The organism is Arthrobacter sp. ERGS1:01, assembly GCF_001281315.1.
GTDB lineage: Bacteria > Actinomycetota > Actinomycetes > Actinomycetales > Micrococcaceae > Specibacter.
The window spans coordinates 216,340-235,017 of record NZ_CP012479.1; the positions used below are offsets into that span (position 1 = coordinate 216,340).

18 protein-coding genes and 1 pseudogene are annotated in these 18,678 nt (G+C 68.1%); 11 read left to right on the plus strand and 8 right to left on the minus strand.

Annotated features, from left to right (window positions below):
- The first annotated feature begins 245 nt into the window (after window positions 1–245).
- Together AL755_RS05015 and AL755_RS05020 are read left to right on the plus strand one after the other, a co-directional pair.
- On the plus strand, window positions 246–944 hold the full coding sequence (locus tag AL755_RS05015; RefSeq protein WP_054010065.1) for a YoaK family protein: 699 nt from the start codon (window positions 246–248) through the stop codon (window positions 942–944).
- A gap of 53 nt (window positions 945–997) precedes the next feature.
- A complete protein-coding gene (locus AL755_RS05020) occupies window positions 998–1,759 on the plus strand; it encodes an FMN reductase (RefSeq protein ID WP_082368921.1) in 762 nt (253 codons plus the stop codon).
- Window positions 1,760–1,874: 115 nt separating this feature from the next.
- On the opposite strand, the gene AL755_RS05025 is transcribed toward AL755_RS05020, so the two are convergent.
- Window positions 1,875–2,936, minus strand: coding sequence for a hypothetical protein (locus AL755_RS05025; RefSeq protein WP_054010067.1), 1,062 nt, complete (start codon window positions 2,934–2,936; stop codon window positions 1,875–1,877).
- Between the two features lie 48 nt (window positions 2,937–2,984).
- Entirely contained in the window at window positions 2,985–4,619 is a 1,635-nt protein-coding gene (locus tag AL755_RS05030; protein ID WP_082369512.1) for a beta-N-acetylhexosaminidase, read from the minus strand.
- A 105-nt stretch (window positions 4,620–4,724) separates the two neighbouring features.
- Between AL755_RS05030 and AL755_RS23170 the strand changes: the two genes are divergently transcribed.
- Window positions 4,725–5,846 carry an ROK family transcriptional regulator gene (locus AL755_RS23170; protein WP_054010068.1) on the plus strand — a complete coding sequence of 374 codons (1,122 nt, stop codon included), beginning with the start codon at window positions 4,725–4,727 and terminating at the stop codon, window positions 5,844–5,846.
- 78 nt (window positions 5,847–5,924) lie between these two features.
- Window positions 5,925–6,653 carry a TetR/AcrR family transcriptional regulator gene (locus AL755_RS05040; protein ID WP_054010069.1) on the plus strand — a complete coding sequence of 243 codons (729 nt, stop codon included), beginning with the start codon at window positions 5,925–5,927 and terminating at the stop codon, window positions 6,651–6,653.
- Between the two features lie 48 nt (window positions 6,654–6,701).
- Here the strand turns inward: AL755_RS05040 and AL755_RS05045 are convergent, their stop codons facing one another.
- Complete coding sequence (locus AL755_RS05045; RefSeq protein WP_054010070.1) at window positions 6,702–7,271, minus strand: NADPH-dependent FMN reductase; 570 nt, start codon at window positions 7,269–7,271, stop codon at window positions 6,702–6,704.
- 332 nt (window positions 7,272–7,603) lie between these two features.
- Here AL755_RS05045 and AL755_RS05050 point away from each other — a divergent pair, with 332 nt between their 5' ends.
- From AL755_RS05050 to AL755_RS24285, 6 genes and pseudogenes are all read left to right on the plus strand, one after another.
- The gene (locus tag AL755_RS05050; protein WP_054010071.1) at window positions 7,604–8,329 is read left to right on the plus strand and encodes a hypothetical protein; all 726 of its coding nucleotides are present in this window, start codon (window positions 7,604–7,606) and stop codon (window positions 8,327–8,329) included.
- Complete coding sequence (locus tag AL755_RS05055; RefSeq protein ID WP_150117043.1) at window positions 8,326–8,541, plus strand: DUF6186 family protein; 216 nt, start codon at window positions 8,326–8,328, stop codon at window positions 8,539–8,541. The genes AL755_RS05050 and AL755_RS05055 overlap by 4 nt, the downstream gene beginning before the upstream one ends.
- A gap of 66 nt (window positions 8,542–8,607) precedes the next feature.
- Window positions 8,608–9,309, plus strand: a complete 702-nt coding sequence (locus AL755_RS05060; protein WP_054010073.1) for a hypothetical protein — start codon at window positions 8,608–8,610, stop codon at window positions 9,307–9,309.
- Window positions 9,310–9,395: 86 nt separating this feature from the next.
- On the plus strand, window positions 9,396–9,830 hold the full coding sequence (locus AL755_RS05065) for a VOC family protein (RefSeq protein ID WP_054010074.1): 435 nt from the start codon (window positions 9,396–9,398) through the stop codon (window positions 9,828–9,830).
- 219 nt (window positions 9,831–10,049) lie between these two features.
- A pseudogene (locus AL755_RS24280) lies at window positions 10,050–11,183 on the plus strand (glycoside hydrolase family 2 TIM barrel-domain containing protein); the annotation flags it as partial.
- Window positions 11,184–11,305: 122 nt separating this feature from the next.
- Window positions 11,306–12,931, plus strand: coding sequence for a glycoside hydrolase family 2 TIM barrel-domain containing protein (locus AL755_RS24285; protein WP_272946697.1), 1,626 nt, complete (start codon window positions 11,306–11,308; stop codon window positions 12,929–12,931).
- 25 nt (window positions 12,932–12,956) lie between these two features.
- On the opposite strand, the gene AL755_RS05075 is transcribed toward AL755_RS24285, so the two are convergent.
- From AL755_RS05075 to AL755_RS05085, 3 genes are all read right to left on the minus strand, one after another.
- Window positions 12,957–13,826, minus strand: coding sequence for an aldo/keto reductase family oxidoreductase (locus AL755_RS05075; RefSeq protein ID WP_054010075.1), 870 nt, complete (start codon window positions 13,824–13,826; stop codon window positions 12,957–12,959).
- Between the two features lie 496 nt (window positions 13,827–14,322).
- A complete protein-coding gene (locus tag AL755_RS05080) occupies window positions 14,323–14,661 on the minus strand; it encodes an ArsR/SmtB family transcription factor (protein ID WP_192841650.1) in 339 nt (112 codons plus the stop codon).
- A complete protein-coding gene (locus tag AL755_RS05085; protein WP_054010076.1) occupies window positions 14,658–15,122 on the minus strand; it encodes an SRPBCC domain-containing protein in 465 nt (154 codons plus the stop codon). The genes AL755_RS05080 and AL755_RS05085 overlap by 4 nt, the downstream gene beginning before the upstream one ends.
- A gap of 250 nt (window positions 15,123–15,372) precedes the next feature.
- On the opposite strand from AL755_RS05085, the gene AL755_RS05090 reads away from it, so the two are divergent.
- Window positions 15,373–16,194, plus strand: coding sequence for an SDR family NAD(P)-dependent oxidoreductase (locus tag AL755_RS05090; protein WP_054010077.1), 822 nt, complete (start codon window positions 15,373–15,375; stop codon window positions 16,192–16,194).
- A 13-nt stretch (window positions 16,195–16,207) separates the two neighbouring features.
- Here AL755_RS05090 and idi read toward each other — a convergent pair whose 3' ends face one another.
- Both idi and AL755_RS05100 read right to left on the minus strand, forming a co-directional pair.
- The gene (idi, locus tag AL755_RS05095; protein WP_054010078.1) at window positions 16,208–16,768 is read right to left on the minus strand and encodes an isopentenyl-diphosphate Delta-isomerase; all 561 of its coding nucleotides are present in this window, start codon (window positions 16,766–16,768) and stop codon (window positions 16,208–16,210) included.
- A gap of 32 nt (window positions 16,769–16,800) precedes the next feature.
- Complete coding sequence (locus tag AL755_RS05100) at window positions 16,801–18,633, minus strand: hypothetical protein (RefSeq protein WP_054010079.1); 1,833 nt, start codon at window positions 18,631–18,633, stop codon at window positions 16,801–16,803.
- Between the last annotated feature and the right edge of the window lie 45 nt (window positions 18,634–18,678).

Here is an 18,678-nt window from a genome sequence, read left to right on the forward strand (position 1 = left end):
TGGGTCCCTCGCCCGCGTGGGCCCATCCACGGGCTCCCAACTTGAGGCTCGCGGGCGAGCCTCATGGTGGGTCCCTCGCCCGCGTGGGCCCAACCACGGGCTCCCACGACTCGCAAGCTCGCCGCGGGCCCATCCACGGGGCCCGCGGGTGCGCGGCGTCGACTGCGGCTGGCGGGTAGGCTGAACCGGCAGTCCGGACCGCGTTCCACCTATCGGTCGCACACCCGCTTCAGAAAGGGGCAACCATGCCCACCGGCACCTCCGAGCACGTGCAGGCACCCCGCTGGGATACCGCCCGCACCCAACTGTGGCTCATGATGGCGCTGACTTTCGTCACCGGAGTGGTCGACGCCGTAGGCTACCTGGGCCTCGACAAGGTGTTTACGGGCAACATGACGGGAAACATCGTCATCCTCGCCATGGGACTGGCCGGCGGGGAAGGGTTGCCGGTCCTCGGTCCGCTGCTGGCCTTGTTCTCCTTCGCCGGGGGAGCCCTGCTGGCCGGTATCGCATTGCGCGGCCAGCAACCGGGGTGGTGCCGGCGCACCACCGCACTGCTCGTTGCGGGGGCCGTGCTGCTGGCGCTGATATCAATCGCGATCACGGCCGTCGGCGGCGTTCCGGGTCACGCGATGTCGGTCGTGGTCGCCTGCCTGATCGCCGCGCAGATGGGCTCGCAGGCCTGCCTTGCCCGCAAGCTTGGGGTCCGCGACATGACGACGGTGGTGGTGACGTCCACGCTGACGTCCTTCGCCGGGGAATCCCTGTTGACCCGTGGGGCCGGCAGGGTGTGGAACCGCCGCGCCGGAGCCATAGCCATGATCTTTGTCGGCGCCGGAGTGGGAGCCCTGCTGGTGCAACTGCACATGGGCGTTGCGATTGCCCTTGGAGCATTGCTGACCGCGGCGGTCGCCGTCCTGGGAGACAGAACGCGAACACGTTAGCCCCCGCGCTCGGCCGGGAATATTCGACGCATCCCACCCGTTGACCCCACTAGATGCAAACGCATGGAAAAGGAGTCATGGTGCAAGGAAAGTCAGTGCAGCGCACAATCGTCGTTATCTCGGCCGGCCTGGGCGTCCCCTCGTCCACCCGCATGCTGGCGGACCAGCTGGCCGCGGCCGTCGCCACCCACCTGGGTGAGCTCGGCGCAGAGGCCGTGCTCGACGTCGTCGACCTCCGTGATTACGCAACCGACATCGCCAACAACATGGTCACCGGTTATGCCGGCCCGGCGCTGGCCGATGTGGTCAAGCGCGTGGCCGACGCCGACGCCATGATCGCCGTGACGCCCACCTTCAGCGCCTCCTACAGCGGGTTGTTCAAGTCGTTCTTCGACGTCCTGGACCCGAAGTTCCTTGACGGCATGCCAATACTGTTCGGTGCCACCGGCGGCAGCCCGCGCCACTCGCTGGTGCTCGACATGGCCATCCGCCCGCTGTTCAGCTACCTGCGCGCCCACACCATGCCCACGGCCATTTACGCCTCGCCCGAGGATTGGGGCCAGTCCGGCACCGACAGCCTTGACCGCCGCATTGCCCAGGCCGCCGGCGAACTTGCCGCAGTGCTGGCGCCCCGCGCGACAGCCTCAGAAGCCACGTCATCCGGAACCACGGCGTATGGCATGACGACGGCGTCCTCGGACGGTCCAGCCGTCGGCTTCGCCCCGGACCACAAGGCCAAGCGGGCGAACCGCGAAACCACCGAGATGACGTCCCTGCCGTTTGAGCAGCTGCTCGCCCAGACCCAGCGGCGGTAGATGCCCCGACGGTCGAGCATGCCGAGGCCGGGGGCATACCGGGGCCGGGGATTTCGACAAGCTCAATCACCGGGAGCCGGCTCAATCACCGGGAGTCGGCTCAATCACCCCGCGCCTAGAAGATCGGCTGGACCGGCCGCGCCGTCAGTGGCGGCGGGTCGAGTTGGTCAAGGACCACGCCCAGGCCCAGCCGGTAGATGTCGGGGTGGATTTCCGGGCTCGCGTGTCCGGTGTCCGGGATGTCGTATTCGTAGAAGCGGTTCCGGGGCAGCAGCGCCCTCCAGCCACGGATGGCCTGCCGGGCGTTGACGATGAAGTCATTGGGATCGTACATCAGCCCGATTCCGGTGCTCGCCGGGATGCCGCCGTCGTACTGGGCCGGGAACGCCTGCAGGAACGCGGCCTGGGTGGTGTCCAGGATCAGGGAGTTGTTCGCGGGATCCAGGGAGCTGTTGATGCCGCTCCTGGCCGCCGCGTACATGCCCTGGCCGTTGGGGTTGGCGAGCCCGCTCCACACTCCGGCCGCCAGCCGCCCCACGAGTCCCAGGTACGGCACCACGCGTGAGGCCAGCGAGATGTATTCCTTGCCGGGGTCCAGGACGTCGCGCACGCTGCTGGGGCTCGACCCCATGACGATCACCTTGACGTTGATCCCGTTTTGTTCCAGCAGCGATGCCAGGACGACGGCGGCCATCCCGCCAAAGCTGTCACCGTAGAAGTAGACGGTGTCGATCTTCCGCGCATACGTGTCGCGCTGGATGGCGATGAACAGCTGGGCGATGTCGATGCCGTTGTTGGAGTAGCCGATGTACGACGCCGGCGCCCGCTGGTTCATGGCCGGCTGCAAGGCCTCCAGCTTGCGCCCGGCGTCCCGGTAACTGACCCCGAAGCCGCCCAGCAGGTACCAGGTCTTGCCCGGGAACCGGTTGGCCGCCGTCGTATTTCCGTCATTGACGGGTGTGGTGACGCGGAACTGGGTGCTTTCGGTCAGCTGGTAGTCCGCGGCAATGTTGGCCTTGAACGCGGTGGCGACGGCTGCGGCGGCCACGCTGCCCAGCACCATTCGTCTGGAGTGGTCAGGCCGTTGCCGGCGATGGGCGCGGTGCTCGGCCGACTTGTGCGCCGGATGATCGGCGCCGTCGTCGGGCGGATGGGGAAGTACGTTCTTGGCTGCCATGACGAATCGTTTTCATTCTTCCACGGACACGCCCCACCCGCCGAGGATTCAGCCCTCGATGGAAGCCACCAGCGCGGCAATGTGCGCGGCACGCGCCTGGGGAGTCTCCGGGCGGCCGGGAACCCCCGGGCGCTGCTGCCACGGCAGGGGCCCGTCCGCGCGTCTGTATTCCACCCCGGCCGCCTCCAGGCGGGCCAGATGCGTCCCGAGCCGGGCCTTGAAGTCCTCCCAATCGCGCGCGGGCGAACTCCACAGGACTTCGGCCATGGCGGCGAGCCGCGGGAATGCCATGTAATCAAGCGTCCTGGGCGAATCAATGTGTTCGGTCCAAATATTGGCCTGCCCGCCCAGGATGTGCCTGGCCTGTGCGGCGTCCAGTTCCGCCGGGACCGGCTCAAATCCGTAGACGTCCTCAACGCCCAGGGCGATGGAGACGGGGATGGGTTCGGTGGCCAGCTCGGATTGGCGGTAGTCAAGGTAGGCCAGGTCATCGGGGCAGCACACCACGTCGTGCCCGCGGCGGGCCGCTGCCACCGCGCCCGTCATGCCGCGCCAGGACGCCACGGTGGCCGTCGGCGCCAACTCGCCCTCGAGGATTTCATCCCAGCCAAAGACGCGCCGGCCCCGGGCTGAAATGTGGTGGTCCAACTGTCCGATGAACCAGCTCTGCAACTCTTCCTCACGGCCCAGTCCCAGCTCGGCCATGCGCTCCTGGGAACGGGCGTCCGCGCGCCACTGGTCCCGGGGGCATTCGTCGCCGCCCACCCCGATGTAGGTGCCGGGGAACAGGTCCATGACCTCGTCAAAGACGTTGCGGAAGAATTCCACCGTGGATTCCTCCACGTTGAGCACGTTGTAGTTGATGCCCCAGCGGGTAAAAACGTCCAGCTGTTCCCCGGTCATGCCGAGCTCCGGGTAGGCGGCTAACGCAGCCTGGACATGGCCGGGAGTCTCGATTTCGGGCACCACGGTGATGAACCGGGCGGCGGCGTAGGCGACGATCTCGCGAATGTCGTCCTGGGTGTAGAAGCCGCCGTGCGGCCGGCCGTCGGACGGTGCGTCGGCGCCGGCACCCACCTGGGTCTCGCGCCGCCAGGCACCCACCCCGGTCAGCCGCGGGTAGCGGAGAATCTCCACGCGCCAGCCCTGGTCATCGGTCAGGTGCAGGTGGAGCGTGTTCAGCTTGTGCCCGGCCATGAGGTCGATGAAGCGGAACACTTCGCGCTTGGGCAGGAAGTGCCGGGCCACGTCCAGCATGGCGCCGCGCCATCCGAAGCGCGGCGCATCCGCCACGGTGCACGCAGCGGCCGACCATCGGGTTCCCGCGGCGGGCGCGGCCCGGAAGATCTGCGCCGGCAGCAGCTGCAGGAAGCTTTGGCAGGCGTAAAAGACCCCGGCCGCGTCGCCGCCGGCCAGCTGTACTCCGGTGGGGGTGACCTCAAGGCGGTATGCCTCCGGAGCCAGCGCCGGATCAAGGGAGAGGGCAATGTCCGCGGTACCGGCGTCGAGCGGGAGGGCGAAACCCGTGGCGGGACGGAGTGCGCCCTGCAGCCACAGCGCCACCTGGTCCAGGCCGGGGCCGGCGGAAAGCGTCGTGGCGGCAGTCAGCACGTAGTCCCCCGGAGCCGCGGCGGAAGTCAGGGGGCGCGGCAGGAACGGCAGGGCGGGTATGGCATGCGGCATGGTCAAGCTCCTGATGATCGGTGTCGGCGGGCTATTACAATAGACTATTTCATAATAGAGTGCGGGTCCGTCCAGGCCGCGCGCACCGCCACCGAAAGGCCCGCCATGACCCGCTACAGCGTCAATTCCCCGAAGACGCTGCGCCGGCTGAACTCCCGGGCGCTGCTGGCGGAAATGGTGGCTGCGGATGCCCCCTGCTCGGTCACGGCGCTCGCGCAACGGCTCAGGCTGACCCGGCCCACCGTGGAGGCGGCGCTCGCGGACCTGGTGGAGGAGGGCTGGGTGGACGGCAGTGAGCCGGCCGCCACGCCGAACAAGTCGGGTCGCCGGGCCCGCCTGTTCCAGTTCAAGGCCCGCTCCGCCGTCCTGCTGGGCGTCGACCTCACACCGCACTCTGTGGAGGCCGTACTGGCGGATGCGCAGGGCGCCGTGCTGGCCACCGTGCGTCATGACGGGCTTGACCTTGCCGCCGGCCCGGCCGCGGAGGCCGCCCTGCACCAAGCTGTGGATGATGTCCTGGACCGGGCCGGGGCCGGCCGGACCGAGCTGGTGGCCGCAGTGGTCGGCGTGCCCGGAATCGTGGACAGGGAGGGACAGTTCACCCAGTCCGCCGCGGTCCCGGACTGGGTGGCGGCCGGCACCGCGCAATCCATTTCCGGATACCTGAATCCCGCCGTCACGCATTTTGACAACGATGCGCGGTTGGCGGCGGCGGCCGAAGCGGCCTGGGGTGTCCTGCAGGATGTGGAGAACGGCCTCCATCTGATCCTTGGCCGGCAGATTGGTGCCGGCCTGCTGCTGGACGGGAAGGTGGTGCGCGGACATCATGGGGCGGCGGGGGAAATTGGCGGCCTGGGGTCCCTGGGCTGGCGGGCTGCCGGCGAGGCGCTGGCCCGCCACGCACTTCCGGTGGACGCTCTTGTGGCGGAAGCCCACGACGGCGACGGTGCGGCCCAAGCCGCCCTGGCGGAGTTCGCCGCGAACGTGGCCACGGGTATCGCCGCGTTGACGCTGGCCGTTGACCCGGCCGTGGTCAGCGTGGGCGGGGACATGGCCGACGCCGGTGAACTGTTCCTGCGGCCGCTGCGGGAGGCAGTGGCTCCGCTGGGCTTGTTCGCGCCGGATCTGAGGATTTCCGGCCTGGGTCGCGGCGCCGTCGCGCTCGGTGCCATGGCCGCGGCACGCAGCCGTTTCCGCCGCGAGATCCTGGCGCTGCCGGGCCACTGAAAAGCCGCCCCGAACCCTGCAATCCCGGCGCCAAACTGACAACGCGCTCTGTCACTTCCGTGCCCTACGATGAGGGAGATGAACCAGCAGCGCAGGGCCGCGAGCACGACGACGGCGCAGACCTCCGCCGGGACCGTACCGCCGGGACGCCGGTACTCGGGCCTGGGCTCGGACGAACGCGCCCGGGAGCGTCGCGAACGCCTGCTGGAGGCCGGCATCGAGATCTTTGGCACCAGCGGCTATGCCGGCTCCAAGGTGCGGGAACTGTGCCAATGCGCGGGCCTGAGCGAAAGGTACTTTTACGAGTCCTTTGAAAGCCGGCACGAACTGTTGGCAGGCGTGTACAACCACCTGGCCAACCACCTTTTTGAGATCACACAGCACGCCCTGGACGCGGCCGGCGACGACATTCCCGGAAGCGCGCGTGCCGGTCTGGGCGCATTCATGGGATTCCTGCTCGATGACCCGCGCTACGCCCAAATCGTGTTGATCGAGGTGGTGGGCGTCTCCGCCGAGCTGGAGGCGCTGCGCTTCGACGTGCTGAGCGGTTTCAGCGACATGGTGCTCAAGGAATTCCTCATGGCGGAGGATGCGGTACAGGAGCAGGACGAATCGCCCGCACAGGGCGATTCCCGGGTGCCGGCCGATTTCTCCAACCTCACCGCCGTGGCCCTGGTGGGCGCCGTCCACCATGTCCTGGTCGACGCCCTGCTCAGCGGCCGGCCCGTGAACAAGCCGCTGGTCATCGACGTGTGCCTGCAACTTTTCGCCGACTCCCGCAACGGCCTGGCCCGCCTGCGGGAATAGCGGCCCGCGCGTGACGGCCCGCGGCCCCCACCCGCCCCTGACGTACTCCTAGAGCGTGATGTTTTGGGCCCCCAGAACCTTCACGATAAACACGTGGAATTCGTGGAGCCAGTTGCGCAGGAAGTCCTCGGTGGCGGGCACGGTGACGTTGCCGTCGTCGTCAATCAGCCCCTGGGTGAAGTGGATGAACGCCTCGGGCTGGGCGATCTCCGGTGAGTTGACGAACGACAGGACGCTGCGCAGGTGCTGCTGCGCCACGGCCGTGCTGATCATCCCGGGAGAGGCACCGGTGACGGCGGAGGGCTTCTTGGCGAAGGAGTTGGTGCCCCACGGCCGGGAGCCCCAATCGATGGCATTCTTCAGCACGCCCGGAATGCTGCGGTTGTATTCGGGGGTTACAAAGATCAGCGCATCCACGGCGGCCACGGCGTCCTTGACGGCGCGGCCGGCGGCCGGGTAGTCGGCGTCGAAATCGCGGTTGTACAGCGGAAGGTCGCCGATGGGAATCTCCACCAGGTCAAGCTCCGGAGGGGCCAGTTTCTCCAGGGCTTTGGCAAGTTTTCGGTTGATGGAATCGGAGGCAAGGCTGCCGATGAAAACGCCTACTTTATAGCTCATGGTGCTCCCTTTACGCTGCGGGGTTGCGGCCGTTTCGGCCGGCGTTCCCCAATGTAGTCCTGCGCCTTGACCGCGTCTACGGCTCCGGCGCAAATGACAAACTTCGACGCCGGGTGCCCGGCCTAAGAGGCCGCGCGAGGGTAGCTTATGCGCCCGATTTGCTGCGAATTCTGCGCATAAGTGTGAGCCGGCGGAATCGCCGTCAGTTGTGCGCAAAACCGCGCCCGAGTTTGGCGCCACCCGGCGAGTGGCGCCAAACTCCGATTGAGTCCCGCGCAGGCGTGATGGTCCCGGCCCTAGTCGCGGGGATGCTGCCGTGATGAACTGATCCCATGACCGGGAGGGCGCAGTGGAACCGCCGCGACGGCATGCACCGGACGGAGCCGGGCTCGCCAGTCGCCACAACAGCCACCGCCCCTGCCGGATCCACATGGCTGTCCATCCCGTGGATCGCCATCCTGGCCCTGACCGCCACCTTTCATTTTTACCGCGGCGTCCCCGTCGACGGGTGGATCTTCGCCGCCCTGGCCGCGGCCCTGACGGCAGACCTGGTGCGCAAGTCCAGGCCGGGCCCGGCCCCGGTCGTGTCGGGGCACTTACGCGAACCTGCCCGGACCCGGCCGTGGCTCGTGGGAGGCGCGTTGCTGGCCGTGGCCACCGTTGTCTGGGCGGTGCTGCTCTGGGCGCCGCAGGCCAGCATCGGAATCCCTGCCGTCGTGGGGATGGTGGGGATCATCATGCTCCTGCTCGCCTGGCCGGACCCCACGCCGGATCCCTCACCCGCCGTCAGGTCGCACGCCGCCGAAGCCGCTCCCGCGGGACGCCGGCGCCGGGTGCGCCGGGCGGCTTTCTGGTGGGCCGGCGTCCTGTTTTTCCTGTGCGTGTGGGAGCTGGGCACGTATTTCATTGACAGGTTCGCCCCCACGGACGAGGGCACCTACCCGCCGCTGACCGACCTGCTCGCGCCGCTCTTCGTTGACGGGTCCAGCCGCTGGTTCATGACGGCGCTCTGGCTGCTGGCCTGCGCGGCGTTGCTGAGGGTGGTGCGGCGGACATGAACGGTACGGTGTGGGTCCATGTGATGGTGGTGGCCGGTTATGTCCTGGTGCCGGTCGCCGGGGTCGCGTTGGTTGTTGTTGCCCGCCTTTGGCCCGCGAAGCTTGCCAGGCTGGGGGAACTGCTGGCCGTAGTGTTCAGGACCCGGGCCGCTCGGCTGACCCTGCTGCTGTTTGTCTGGTGGATGGGCTGGCACTTCCTGGTGGGTGACTGAGTGCGACGCGTTCCGTGAGACGCGTCATTCTTGGAGTCCTGACAAGCGCGGTGGCACGATTGAGGGGTGCAACAGTTCCTGGACTTTTTCGCCCGCAATTGGTGGCTCATCTTTCCCCTGGCCGGCGTGTTGGGTGGCGCGGGCCGCCGCTGGTCCCAGGCCAATGAGCGCCGCCATCAGCGCCGGGTGGAGATGTACAAACTGCGCCATCCCCAGGCATTGGCCCAAGGCGATCCTGTGCCGGCACCGACGCCGGAAGCCGTTACGGCTGCGGAGGTTGCGGTCCTCATGGCCTCCCACGATGCCACGAACAAGCTGTGGCTCGACTACGAGCTGGACGTGGGCAAGCTGATCGACTTCCCCATGATGACTGACGTCCGCGAACCATTGACCGTTGCCTTCCTGCGGGCCAAGCGCACCGCGGACGCCATGCGGCCGGCCGCGGCAACGGACATCACCGGCAAGGTCCGGCTCGATGACTACCGCAACGCTGTCACGAGCTACGAGGTGGCCTTTGAAGTGGCCGAGCGCGAGGCCCGGCGAGTCAAGGACAGCGCCTTCACCGAACCCGAACGAGAACGCCTCAAGACTGCCCGCAAGCTGGTCAACCTGGCCGAGAACGACGCCGCCAGTGCGCCCGAGCGCCAAGCGGCCTACAAGCGGGCGCGCCGGGAACTGGACGGACTGCTGGTCCTTCCCGACATCACCGTCGCCGCCCTCGAGGAAAAAGTGGCAGGCATGATTGAGCGGCCCCAGCAGGGAAACTAGGCCCAAGCGTTGCCCGGGGACTCATTCCACCGGGGCGGAACGGGACCGGCCTTGACGCGCCACCCGCGTCCCCATAGCGTGGACCGATGGCGTTGATAAGGCAGTTCCAGGTCACTTTCGATTGCGCGGAACCTGAGCGCGTTGCCCGCTTCTGGTGCGAGGTGTTGGGTTACGTCGTTCCAGCACCGCCGGACGGATTTGCCACCTGGAATGACTACCACCAATCGTTGCCGCCCGAAAACCAGGATTCAGCGTTCGCCGCCATCGACCCCTCGGGTGTGGGCCCTCGATTGTTCTTCCAGCGCGTTCCCGAGGGAAAGACCGTCAAGAACCGCTTGCATCTTGACGTGCGGGTCGGCACAGGGCTTGTGGGCGAGGAGCGCCTGGGCGCGCTCGAGGCCGAGTGTGCGAGGTTGCTGCCGCTCGGTGCGGTGCGGCTGCGACTGCTGACTGCCGATGAGGAAAACGAATCGTGCCTCGTGATGCAGGACGTCGAGGGCAACGAGTTCTGCCTCGACTGAAACCTCCGGCGGGTTCGCCGCCACGCAGGAATACATCCCGGTTTAGATCTGGCCATGGCGCCCGCTTCCGACTACTCTAAAAAGTAACATTTACAAACATTTTCAGTATCAAGTTGCCAAAGCCAATCAGTGAGGGATACCCATCGCATGAACGCCCTGCCCGCCACCATGCCGGAACAACTCGCCGGAAATCTTGCCCGGAGTCCCTATGCCTCCGTCATGCGGCTCGAAACTGCCGGCCCCGGCACGGGCGGTTTGCCGCCCCGCGCCCATGTGGACTCCGGTCTGCCCACGCTCTCGCTGAACGGTTCCTGGCGGTTCCACCTGGCAGGCTCCGTGGCCGCCGCGCCCCACGGCATCGAGGCCGAGGACTTCGACGACTCCGGCTGGGGACACCTCCCCGTCCCGTCCAGCTGGAACCTGCACGGGCACGGCCAGCCGGCATACACCAACGTGCAGTTCCCGTTTCCGCTGGACCCGCCGTACGCCCCGGATGAGAACCCGGTGGGCGACCACCGGCTGACCTTTGACACCCCCGCGGACTTCCTGGACGGCGCCATCCTGCGCTTTGACGGCATCGACTCGGCCGGGACAGTGTGGCTGAACGGGACCCTCCTGGGCACCACCCGCGGGGCCAAGCTGCCGCAGGAATTCGATGTCACCGGCACGCTGCGCGCCACCGCGAACGTGTTGGTGGTCCGGGTGGCCCAGTTCTCCGCCGCCAGCTACCTGGAGGACCAGGACGCCTGGTGGCTGCCCGGCATCTTCCGTGACGTCACGCTCCTGGCCAGCCCGGCCGGCGTCGTCCGTGACATCTTCACGCACGCCGACTTTACGACCGACGGCGAGGGCGTGCTGCGGATCGAACTCGACCCGCCGCAGCCCGGCGCGGTCTGCGAAATCGCCGAGCTCGGCTTCCGGGCCGAGGCCGGCGCAGAAGGACTCGTGGCCGTCAACGTTGGCACGGTGGAGCCGTGGAACGCGGAATCGCCGCGCCTGTATGAACTGACCGTGACCACGGCGACGCAGACGGTCCGTGTCCGGCTCGGCTTCCGCACGGTCACGGTGGAGGACGCGCAGATCAAGCTCAACGGCGCACCGCTGCTGTTCCGGGGCGTCAACCGGCACGAGCACGATCCAGACCTTGGCCGCGCCGTGCCGCACGAACGCCTGGTCCGCGAGCTGCACCTGATGAAGCAGCACAACATCAACGCGATCCGCACCTCGCACTACCCGCCGCACCCTGCCCTGCTGCACCTGGCCGACGAGCTCGGCTTCTACATCATCGACGAGTGCGACTACGAAACCCACGGCTTCGAGGACGGCGGCTGGGCCGGCAACCCGAGCGCGGAGCCGCACTACCGCGAGGCCCTGCTCGATCGCATGGCCCGCATGGTGGAACGGGACAAGAACCACCCCAGCATCCTGATCTGGTCCCTTGGCAACGAGGCCGGCACGGGGAGAACCTGCGGGCCATGGCCGAGTGGACCAAGCAGCGGGACCCCGATCGGCTGGTCCACTACGAGGGCGACTGGGCCTCCACCTACGTGGATATGTATTCGCGGATGTATCCCTCCCCGGCCGAGGTCGAGCTGATCGGCCGGCAGGCCGAGGAGCCGCTGGCGGATCCCGCCGCCGACGCGCACCGCCGGGCGCTGCCGTTCATCTTGTGCGAATATGTGCACGCCATGGGCAACGGGCCCGGCGGGCTGCAGGAATACCAGGACTTGTTTGAAAAGTATCCGCGGCTGCAGGGCGGGTTCGTGTGGGAGTGGATCGAACACGGCATCCGCCAGCACACCTCCGACGGCACCGCGTACTTCGCTTACGGCGGCGACTTTGGTGAGCGCGTCCACGACGGCAACTTCGTGATCGACGGACTGGTCTCCGCGGACCTCGAACCGCGCCCCGGCCTGCTCGACTTCAAAAAGGTCATCGCGCCGGTGGCCATCGAGATCGACGAGGCATGGACCGTCGCGGAAGTGACGAACAAGTACGCCTTCGCCGACCTCTCCGCCCTCGCCTTCACCTGGTCCGTCAGCGGCCCGGACGGTGTGGTGGGCTCCGGCCCGCTGGAGGTGCCGACGACGGCGGCCGGCGGGGTCGGCGCCGTCGAACTTCCCGCCGCGCTGACTGCTTTGCGCGGGCACGAACGCGTGCTGACCGTCACGGCCGCGCTGGCCCATGACCAGGCTTGGGCGCCGGCAGGTCACGAGATTGCATGGGGCCAGCAGGGCTCGGCCACTGCGCCGCTGCCGGTTGTTGCCCCGACTGCGGACGCGTCCGTCGAAGGGGATACTGTCCGCATTGGCCCGGCGGCTTTCAGCCGGATCACCGGTGAACTGCTCGACTTCAAGGGCCTGCCGGTCAACGGTCCGCGGCTGAACCTGTGGCGCGCACCCACCGACAACGACAACGGCCGCGACTGGACCGCGGACGGTACCAGGACCGCCGACGCCTGGGCGTCGGCCGGGCTGCCGTTGCTCCAGGGCCGCCTGCAATCGATGGAGCACGACTGCGGCACGCTGGTGGTGCGCGTCCGCTACGGTGCGCCGGTGGTCCGCCAGCACGTGGATGTCACGTACACGTGGGTGTCCGACGGGACCCTGTTGGAGCTGCGCGCCGCTGTACAGCCGAGCGCCGGCTGGGGCGCCAACTGGTCCCGGATCGGCTTCGAGCTGCAGCTCCCGGGCGAGCTGAACACCGTGCGCTGGACGGGCCTGGGGCCCGGGCAAAAGTACCCCGACACCGGTGCCGCACAGCGCCTGGGCTGGTTTGAATCAACCGTGGAGGAGCTCCAGGTCCCGTACGCCCGGCCCCAGGAAAACGGTGCCCGGGCCGCCGTCACGGCGCTGCGCCTGGGCATGCCCGGTGCCGAGGTGGAGATCCTGGGCGAGGGCTTCAGCTTCACGGCCAGGCCCTGGTCGCAGGACGCGCTCGCGGCCGCCGGCCACACGCCGGACCTGGTGGATGAAGGCATCCTGCACCTGACCCTGGACGCCGCCGCGCACGGCATCGGCACCGCGTCCTGCGGCCCCGGCGTCCTGCCGGACTACGTGCTGGCACCCCAGGATGCGGAGTTCCACATCGTCATCGGCTGAGTCAGGAGGGAGCCGGCGGTCTCTCTCAGACGCCGATGCTGTTGAGCTCGGCCAGATCGGCCTCGGACAACGTCAGCCCTGCGCCGACAACGTTCTCGTGCAGGTGCGCCACCGAGGAGGTGCCGGGGATGAGCAGGATGTTCGGTGACCGTTGCAGGAGCCAGGCGAGGGCGACGGCGAACGGCCGGGTTCCGAGGCGTTCCGCGACCGTGGCCAGGGTGTCGGACTGGAGCGGGGTGAAGCCGCCCAGCGGGAAGTAGGGCACATAGGCGATGCCCTGGCCGGCGAGATCGTCGATCAGGTCATCGTCCTGGCGGTTGGCGATGTTGTAGAAGTTCTGCACGCAGACCACCGGCGCGATCGACTGGGCCTCGGCGATCTGCTCGGCCGAGACGGTGCTGACGCCGAGATGCCGGATGAGGCCCTGCTGTTGCAGCTCCGCCAGGACGGTGAACTGTTCCGCGATCGACCCCGGCTCGGCGCCGCTCAGGCCGCCCATCCGCAGGTTGACCACGTCGAGCGCGTCGAGGCCCAGGTGGGCCAGGTTGTCATGGACGGCCTGCCGGAGCTTCTCGGGGGTGCGGCCGTTGAGCCAGGCGCCTGTCTCGTCCCGCAGCGCCCCCACCTTGGTGACGATCCGCAGCTCCTCGGGATACGGATGGAGGGCTTCCTTGATGATCTGGTTGGTGACAACCGGGCCGTAGAAGTCGCTCGTGTCGATGTGGTTGATGCCCAGGGCCACCGCTTCACGCAAGAGCGCGACGGCGGCATCCGGATCTGCCGGCGGCCCCAGGACGCCGGGTCCGGCCAGCTGCATGGCGCCGTACCCCACGCGGGTCACCGTCATGCCGGGCGCCATCGTGAACGTCCCGCCGGGAAGTGTGGTTGTTGCCATGAATATTCCTCGCTGTTCTTGGTGATGGGCGTGTTGATAACGCGGCCGCTCATGGCGGGCGCGCCGTCGAACTTCCACCGGCCGTGCGCCGGCGGATTCTGCTGGGACGGGGTTCCTATGCGGAGTTCCTATTTGGGCCTGCCGGGGGTCGCGATGGGCGGCCACGGCCCCGGGCCGGGCGGCTGCGGAGGTTCGACGGGCTCCGGCGGGTTCAACGGATCCGGCGGCACGGGACCAGGTCGGGGCGCGGTGGGATCCGCGGGCCGGTTGGGATCGTATGGGTACGTTGGGTCCGGAGGGAGGGGAGGCTGCCCGGGCTCGGGTTGGGTGGGGTTCGGCAGGCCGGGATCCGGAATTGAATCGGTGGCTGGGTCATTCATGGTTGCACGTCCTTCCCGCTGCGCGCGTGAAGCGTCAGGGTTCGCCGTTGGCTTTCACCTTACGCCCGTCGCCGGGACCTGTGGGAGGGAGGCCCCGGTGATTTCGGCAAGCTCAATCACCGTTCGGCGGCACGCTTGATGGCGGCCAGCCGGATGTCCCAGAGTTTGGCGGCGTCGGCGAGCCACGCGGCGGCCCGGTCCAGAGGTTCCGGACGGACGGAAAACAGGACCTGTTTGCCCACCCGGCTGGATTCCACCAGGCCCGCGGCCTGCAGCACCGCAAGGTGCTTGGCGACGGCCTGGCGGCTCATGCCCAAGGGCCCGGCCAGGGTGGTTGCGGTGGCCTCCCCGGCGGTGCCGAGCAGTTCCAGGAGGCGCTGCCGGGCAGGGTCGCCCAGCGCGGCAAAGATCGTTGCAGGAGGGTTGCCGTGATCGGGGTGTGCGTTGTTGTTCACTCGGATGCGGGGACTTCCGCCAGCAGGAAGGTCCGGGCAGCGGCCATTTCAACGGTCCAGCCCTCGGAGTTGCCGTCGAACGCCTTCTTCTGCTCTTCCGCCGGGATGGGAAGCGATGCGAAGCCGCTCTCCACCACCTTGAGGGTCACCCCGCCCGGGCGTTCCTCGAGGAAGAATTCCACCAGGGTCTGCTTGCCGGCCATGCGCTCCTCCTCGGGGATGCTGCCCGGCTCCCAGCGGAAGCTTGCAAAGTGCGGTTCGCGGAGTTCCACGGTGCGGATGGAGAAGGCTCCGTGGGTGCCGTCGTGGACAACTGTCAGCCCGTCGCGTTCCTCCAGCCGGTGTTCACGGATCTCGCCCTCGTTGATCCACCAGCCGGGTTCGGACACCAGCTGCCAGACCCGTTCGATCGGCGCATCGATGTCAATCTGCCGTTCGATGCTGTCGTTAAGGCTGCTCATGGGAAACTCCAATCAAAGAGATCTAACGTGCAACTCAATGGTTGCACGTTAAGGTTTGGGATGGAATACCCCGATTCAAAAATCCACCCACAGCGTCTGCGAACCACCCGGGGGACGTGCCGGCGTCGGTCATCGACCGTGCCGGGGGTGCGCAGGAGATTCACAGCGGGATCCCATGCCGGCGGCATATAGTGGCCACAGGATTGGACCCCCGGCGCACGCCGGAACCGCTCGCAGACAAGGACCCGCCATGACGGCCACCACGATAGTTGTTACCGGCGCGAGCGATGGCATCGGTGCCGCGGCCGCGAGGATGCTGGCCCATCCACAGAACAAGCTCGTGATCGTGGGGCGCTCGCCGGAGAAGACCAAGGCCGTCGCGGCGGAACTGGGTGCCGACTATTATCTGGCCGATTTCACCGAGCTGGCGCAGGTGCGTGAACTTGCCGCGGCGCTGGCCCGGGACCATCCGCGCATCGATGTGCTCGCCAACAATGCCGGCGGCATCATGGGCCAGCGGGTTGTCACGGTGGACGGGCACGAGAAAACGTTCCAGGTCAACCACCTGGCTCCGTTCCTGCTCACCACCTTGCTCATCGACCAGCTCGTGGCAAGCCGCGCCACGGTCATCAACACCTCCAGCGCGGCCCACAAGTTCATGGCCAAATTCAACATCGACGACCTCGACGGCGAACTCAAGTATTCCTCCAACGCCGCCTACGGGAACGCGAAATTGGACAACATCCTGTTCACCAAGGAGCTCCAGCGCCGTTACGGGGATCATGGGATTTCCGCCGTCGCGTTCCATCCGGGCGTTGTGGCGAGCAACTTTTCCGCCGAGTCGACCACGGCGTCGAGGCTGGCCTACGGCAACCTGGGCAGGCGGTTCATGCTGTCCCCCGCGCAGGGTGCCGACACCCTGGTCTGGCTGGCCACGAGCGTGCCGGGTGAGGACTGGACGCCGGGGGAGTACTACGCCAAGCGCAAGGTGGCCCGGGCCAGTGCGCTGGCCAACGATCCCGAACTGGCAGTGGAGCTGTGGAAGCGCAGTGCGGCCATGGTCGCGGAGTAGCAGCTCCGATCCGTTAGCCGGCCGGCGTGCCCGGTAGGCGGCCGCCCGTGTAAACGCCGTCGTCGATCTGCGCCACGAGCCAGGGGCTGAATACGAACGGGGTCGCCTCGACGGCCTCCTCCACGTCCACGATGTCGGCCCACGCCCAGTCACACACCTCGTCGGCGTTGGGGGACAATGCGGCGGTGTCCGTGCACATGGCCGTGAACACGGGGCAGATCTCATTTTCCACAACGCCCGAGGCGTCCACGGCGCGGTAGCGGAAATCGGGCAGCGCCGGGCGGATGTCCGCCACCGAAACGTTCAGTTCCAGGGCGGCACGGCGCACAATGGCATCCTCGAAGGACTCGCCCGGTGCCGGGTGCCCGCAAAACGAGTTGGTCCACACGCCCGGCCAGGTCAGCTTGGACAGCGCGCGCCGGGTGAGCAGGGTGCGCCCCTCCTCGTCCACCAGGTGGCAGGAAAATGCCAGGTGCAACGGGGTTTCCGTGGTGTGGACCAGCGCCTTGTCGGCGGTGCCGATCTCGGTGCCGTCGTCGTCGAGCAGGCGGACCAGTTCAATCCGTGAATCCATGGCGGGCGTCCTTTCAGGGGCGTCCAACAAGTTTAAGGTTTCATCTCGTCGTGCTTGACCACGCGGGAGAGTTCGATCCGGCCGTCGGGCAGCCGCCAATAGTGCAGCCGCAGCGCCCCGGCCGTGCCTTGTTCCACGTAGAGCCGCCAGCACACGTCGTCCCCGCGCCTTTGGACGGCGGCGTGGGCGCCCTCGTTCTCGCGCAGCATGTGCGGCTCCCGGTTGCGCAACGGCCCCTGCCGCCCGGCCGCCACATCCACCACGGCGCGCAGCGTCTTGGTCCGTTGCTGCGGGGTCAGTTGGGCCAGCGACGCCAGGAAGTTTGGCCCCACCAGGTAGTCGCCCAGCGGTTCGGTGGCCTTGTCGCCGGCCGGTACGGCGTGCGCCCAGGTGGTGGAGACCTCAAAGGCGAACTGCTCCGCCGGGTCCACGAACAGCGCCGCCATCCCCGACTCCGTGCGTGAGGCGGCCGATCGCCGTTGCTGCCGGGCGTCGACAAGCTTTGCCCTGGCCCGCACCGCCTCGGCCCGCAGGTCCTCGATCTGGTGCAGGGCGTCGTTGTGCAGCCGCGCCAGCTCGGCTGCGTTTGCCCGTTCGCTGGACAATTGCTCCTGCAGCGCCCGGGCGATCTCATCGGTGGCCCCGCGCCGGGTGGCTGCCGCCAGCAGTTCCGTGATGGTGTGGCGGGCCTTCTCCAGCTCCATCTGTGTGGACCTCAGTGCGGTCCTGCGCTCGGTTGCAGTGAGCGCGGGCTCCAGCGTGCCGCCTTCGACGCCGGATGTCCCGGCGCCGCCGTTGTCTGCGGCATCGCCGGTCCCCGGCAACCCCGTGGCGGACGGTGCCGGCTGGGAAGGTGCGGTGAAGATGCCGGAATACGGACGCTCGGCGGCGAGCCACGGCGGCCCGCCGCAGATCAGGGCCGGGGCCGGGGTGAGTGGTTCGTCGTCGTCCACGTCCAGCATGGACGGGCGCAGTGCGCCGTTTTCGTAGAGCACGCGAACCCGGACCACCTCGCCCTCCGTGAGCAGGTCCTCGGCGCAATCGAGTTCGTTGGAGGAGATCCGCTCCATGCCGATCCGGAAATCGGCGTCCGGCCACAGCGACACCACGGCGTAGTTGTGGCAGGTGGACTTGACCCGGGCCAGGGCTACGGAGCCGTTCGCGTAAACGGTGATGGGGGAGCCTGGCCGGTGCAGCAGTGCGCTGATGTCCAGGACGCCGTTGCGGGCATCCAGCACGCCGGTCACTTCCTGCCCCGGGGCCAGCAGCCAATCCAGCGGAACGCCCGGCAACAGGTCCTCGGCCCGGATCGTGACGGACTTACCCGTCCCGGCAAGGATGACCAGTGCACGGCTGTTGTCCTCGGCGGCAAATCCGTGCACCGTGCCGCCGGCCAGTACAGGTTTGGGCGTGGCCGCCACAGCCGGTGCGGGGCGGTAAGCGGCCGCGGCCCGGACGTCGCTGCGCAGCTGATCTGTCAATTGCGCCACGGTGCCGGCGCCCAGGAGCCGGGCCGCAGGCGGTCCCGTGGCCCAGTCGCTGCCCGCGGGGTATACCCGCGCGCCCGTGCCAAAGATGTGCAGACCGGCGGGCAGGCCCGCCTCGAGGGCGCGTGTTTCCGGACCGTTGGCGAGTTCGTAGACGTCGGCCTCGGCGCCAAGGTGGCGGGCCAGGGCCCCGGCATCGATTGTCCGTGCGCCGGCGTCGGACTTGTTGCTGACGACGACGGCCGGGCGGGTGCGTCCGGCCCCCACCAGGTGCTCGGCAACTATCGCGCCGGGGAGCCGGATCACCGGGAAGGCCGGGATTTCCGGCGCGGGTGCGGCAGGGGGAGCGTGCCGGTGCCGCTTCTTTTGGGCTGGCATGCACTCTCCTTTCGCCGTGAACCGACCGGCGGATCCGCCGTGCCT

What these genes read in the sequence shown, in the direction of transcription:
- AL755_RS05100 (WP_054010079.1), bottom strand. Translation starts at nt 18,633, where the DNA reads ATGCCAGCCCAAAAGAAGCGGCACCGGCACGCTCCCCCTGCCGCACCC.
- AL755_RS05065 (WP_054010074.1), top strand. Translation starts at nt 9,396, where the DNA reads ATGGCGTTGATAAGGCAGTTCCAGGTCACTTTCGATTGCGCGGAACCT.
- AL755_RS05050 (WP_054010071.1), top strand. Translation starts at nt 7,604, where the DNA reads ATGACCGGGAGGGCGCAGTGGAACCGCCGCGACGGCATGCACCGGACG.
- AL755_RS05055 (WP_150117043.1), top strand. Translation starts at nt 8,326, where the DNA reads ATGAACGGTACGGTGTGGGTCCATGTGATGGTGGTGGCCGGTTATGTC.
- AL755_RS23170 (WP_054010068.1), top strand. Translation starts at nt 4,725, where the DNA reads ATGACCCGCTACAGCGTCAATTCCCCGAAGACGCTGCGCCGGCTGAAC.
- AL755_RS05045 (WP_054010070.1), bottom strand. Translation starts at nt 7,271, where the DNA reads ATGAGCTATAAAGTAGGCGTTTTCATCGGCAGCCTTGCCTCCGATTCC.
- AL755_RS05085 (WP_054010076.1), bottom strand. Translation starts at nt 15,122, where the DNA reads ATGAGCAGCCTTAACGACAGCATCGAACGGCAGATTGACATCGATGCG.
- AL755_RS05025 (WP_054010067.1), bottom strand. Translation starts at nt 2,936, where the DNA reads ATGGCAGCCAAGAACGTACTTCCCCATCCGCCCGACGACGGCGCCGAT.
- AL755_RS05090 (WP_054010077.1), top strand. Translation starts at nt 15,373, where the DNA reads ATGACGGCCACCACGATAGTTGTTACCGGCGCGAGCGATGGCATCGGT.
- AL755_RS05075 (WP_054010075.1), bottom strand. Translation starts at nt 13,826, where the DNA reads ATGGCAACAACCACACTTCCCGGCGGGACGTTCACGATGGCGCCCGGC.
- AL755_RS05015 (WP_054010065.1), top strand. Translation starts at nt 246, where the DNA reads ATGCCCACCGGCACCTCCGAGCACGTGCAGGCACCCCGCTGGGATACC.
- AL755_RS05030 (WP_082369512.1), bottom strand. Translation starts at nt 4,619, where the DNA reads ATGCCGCATGCCATACCCGCCCTGCCGTTCCTGCCGCGCCCCCTGACT.
- AL755_RS05020 (WP_082368921.1), top strand. Translation starts at nt 998, where the DNA reads ATGCAAACGCATGGAAAAGGAGTCATGGTGCAAGGAAAGTCAGTGCAG.
- AL755_RS24285 (WP_272946697.1), top strand. Translation starts at nt 11,306, where the DNA reads ATGGCCGAGTGGACCAAGCAGCGGGACCCCGATCGGCTGGTCCACTAC.
- idi (WP_054010078.1), bottom strand. Translation starts at nt 16,768, where the DNA reads ATGGATTCACGGATTGAACTGGTCCGCCTGCTCGACGACGACGGCACC.
- AL755_RS05040 (WP_054010069.1), top strand. Translation starts at nt 5,925, where the DNA reads ATGAACCAGCAGCGCAGGGCCGCGAGCACGACGACGGCGCAGACCTCC.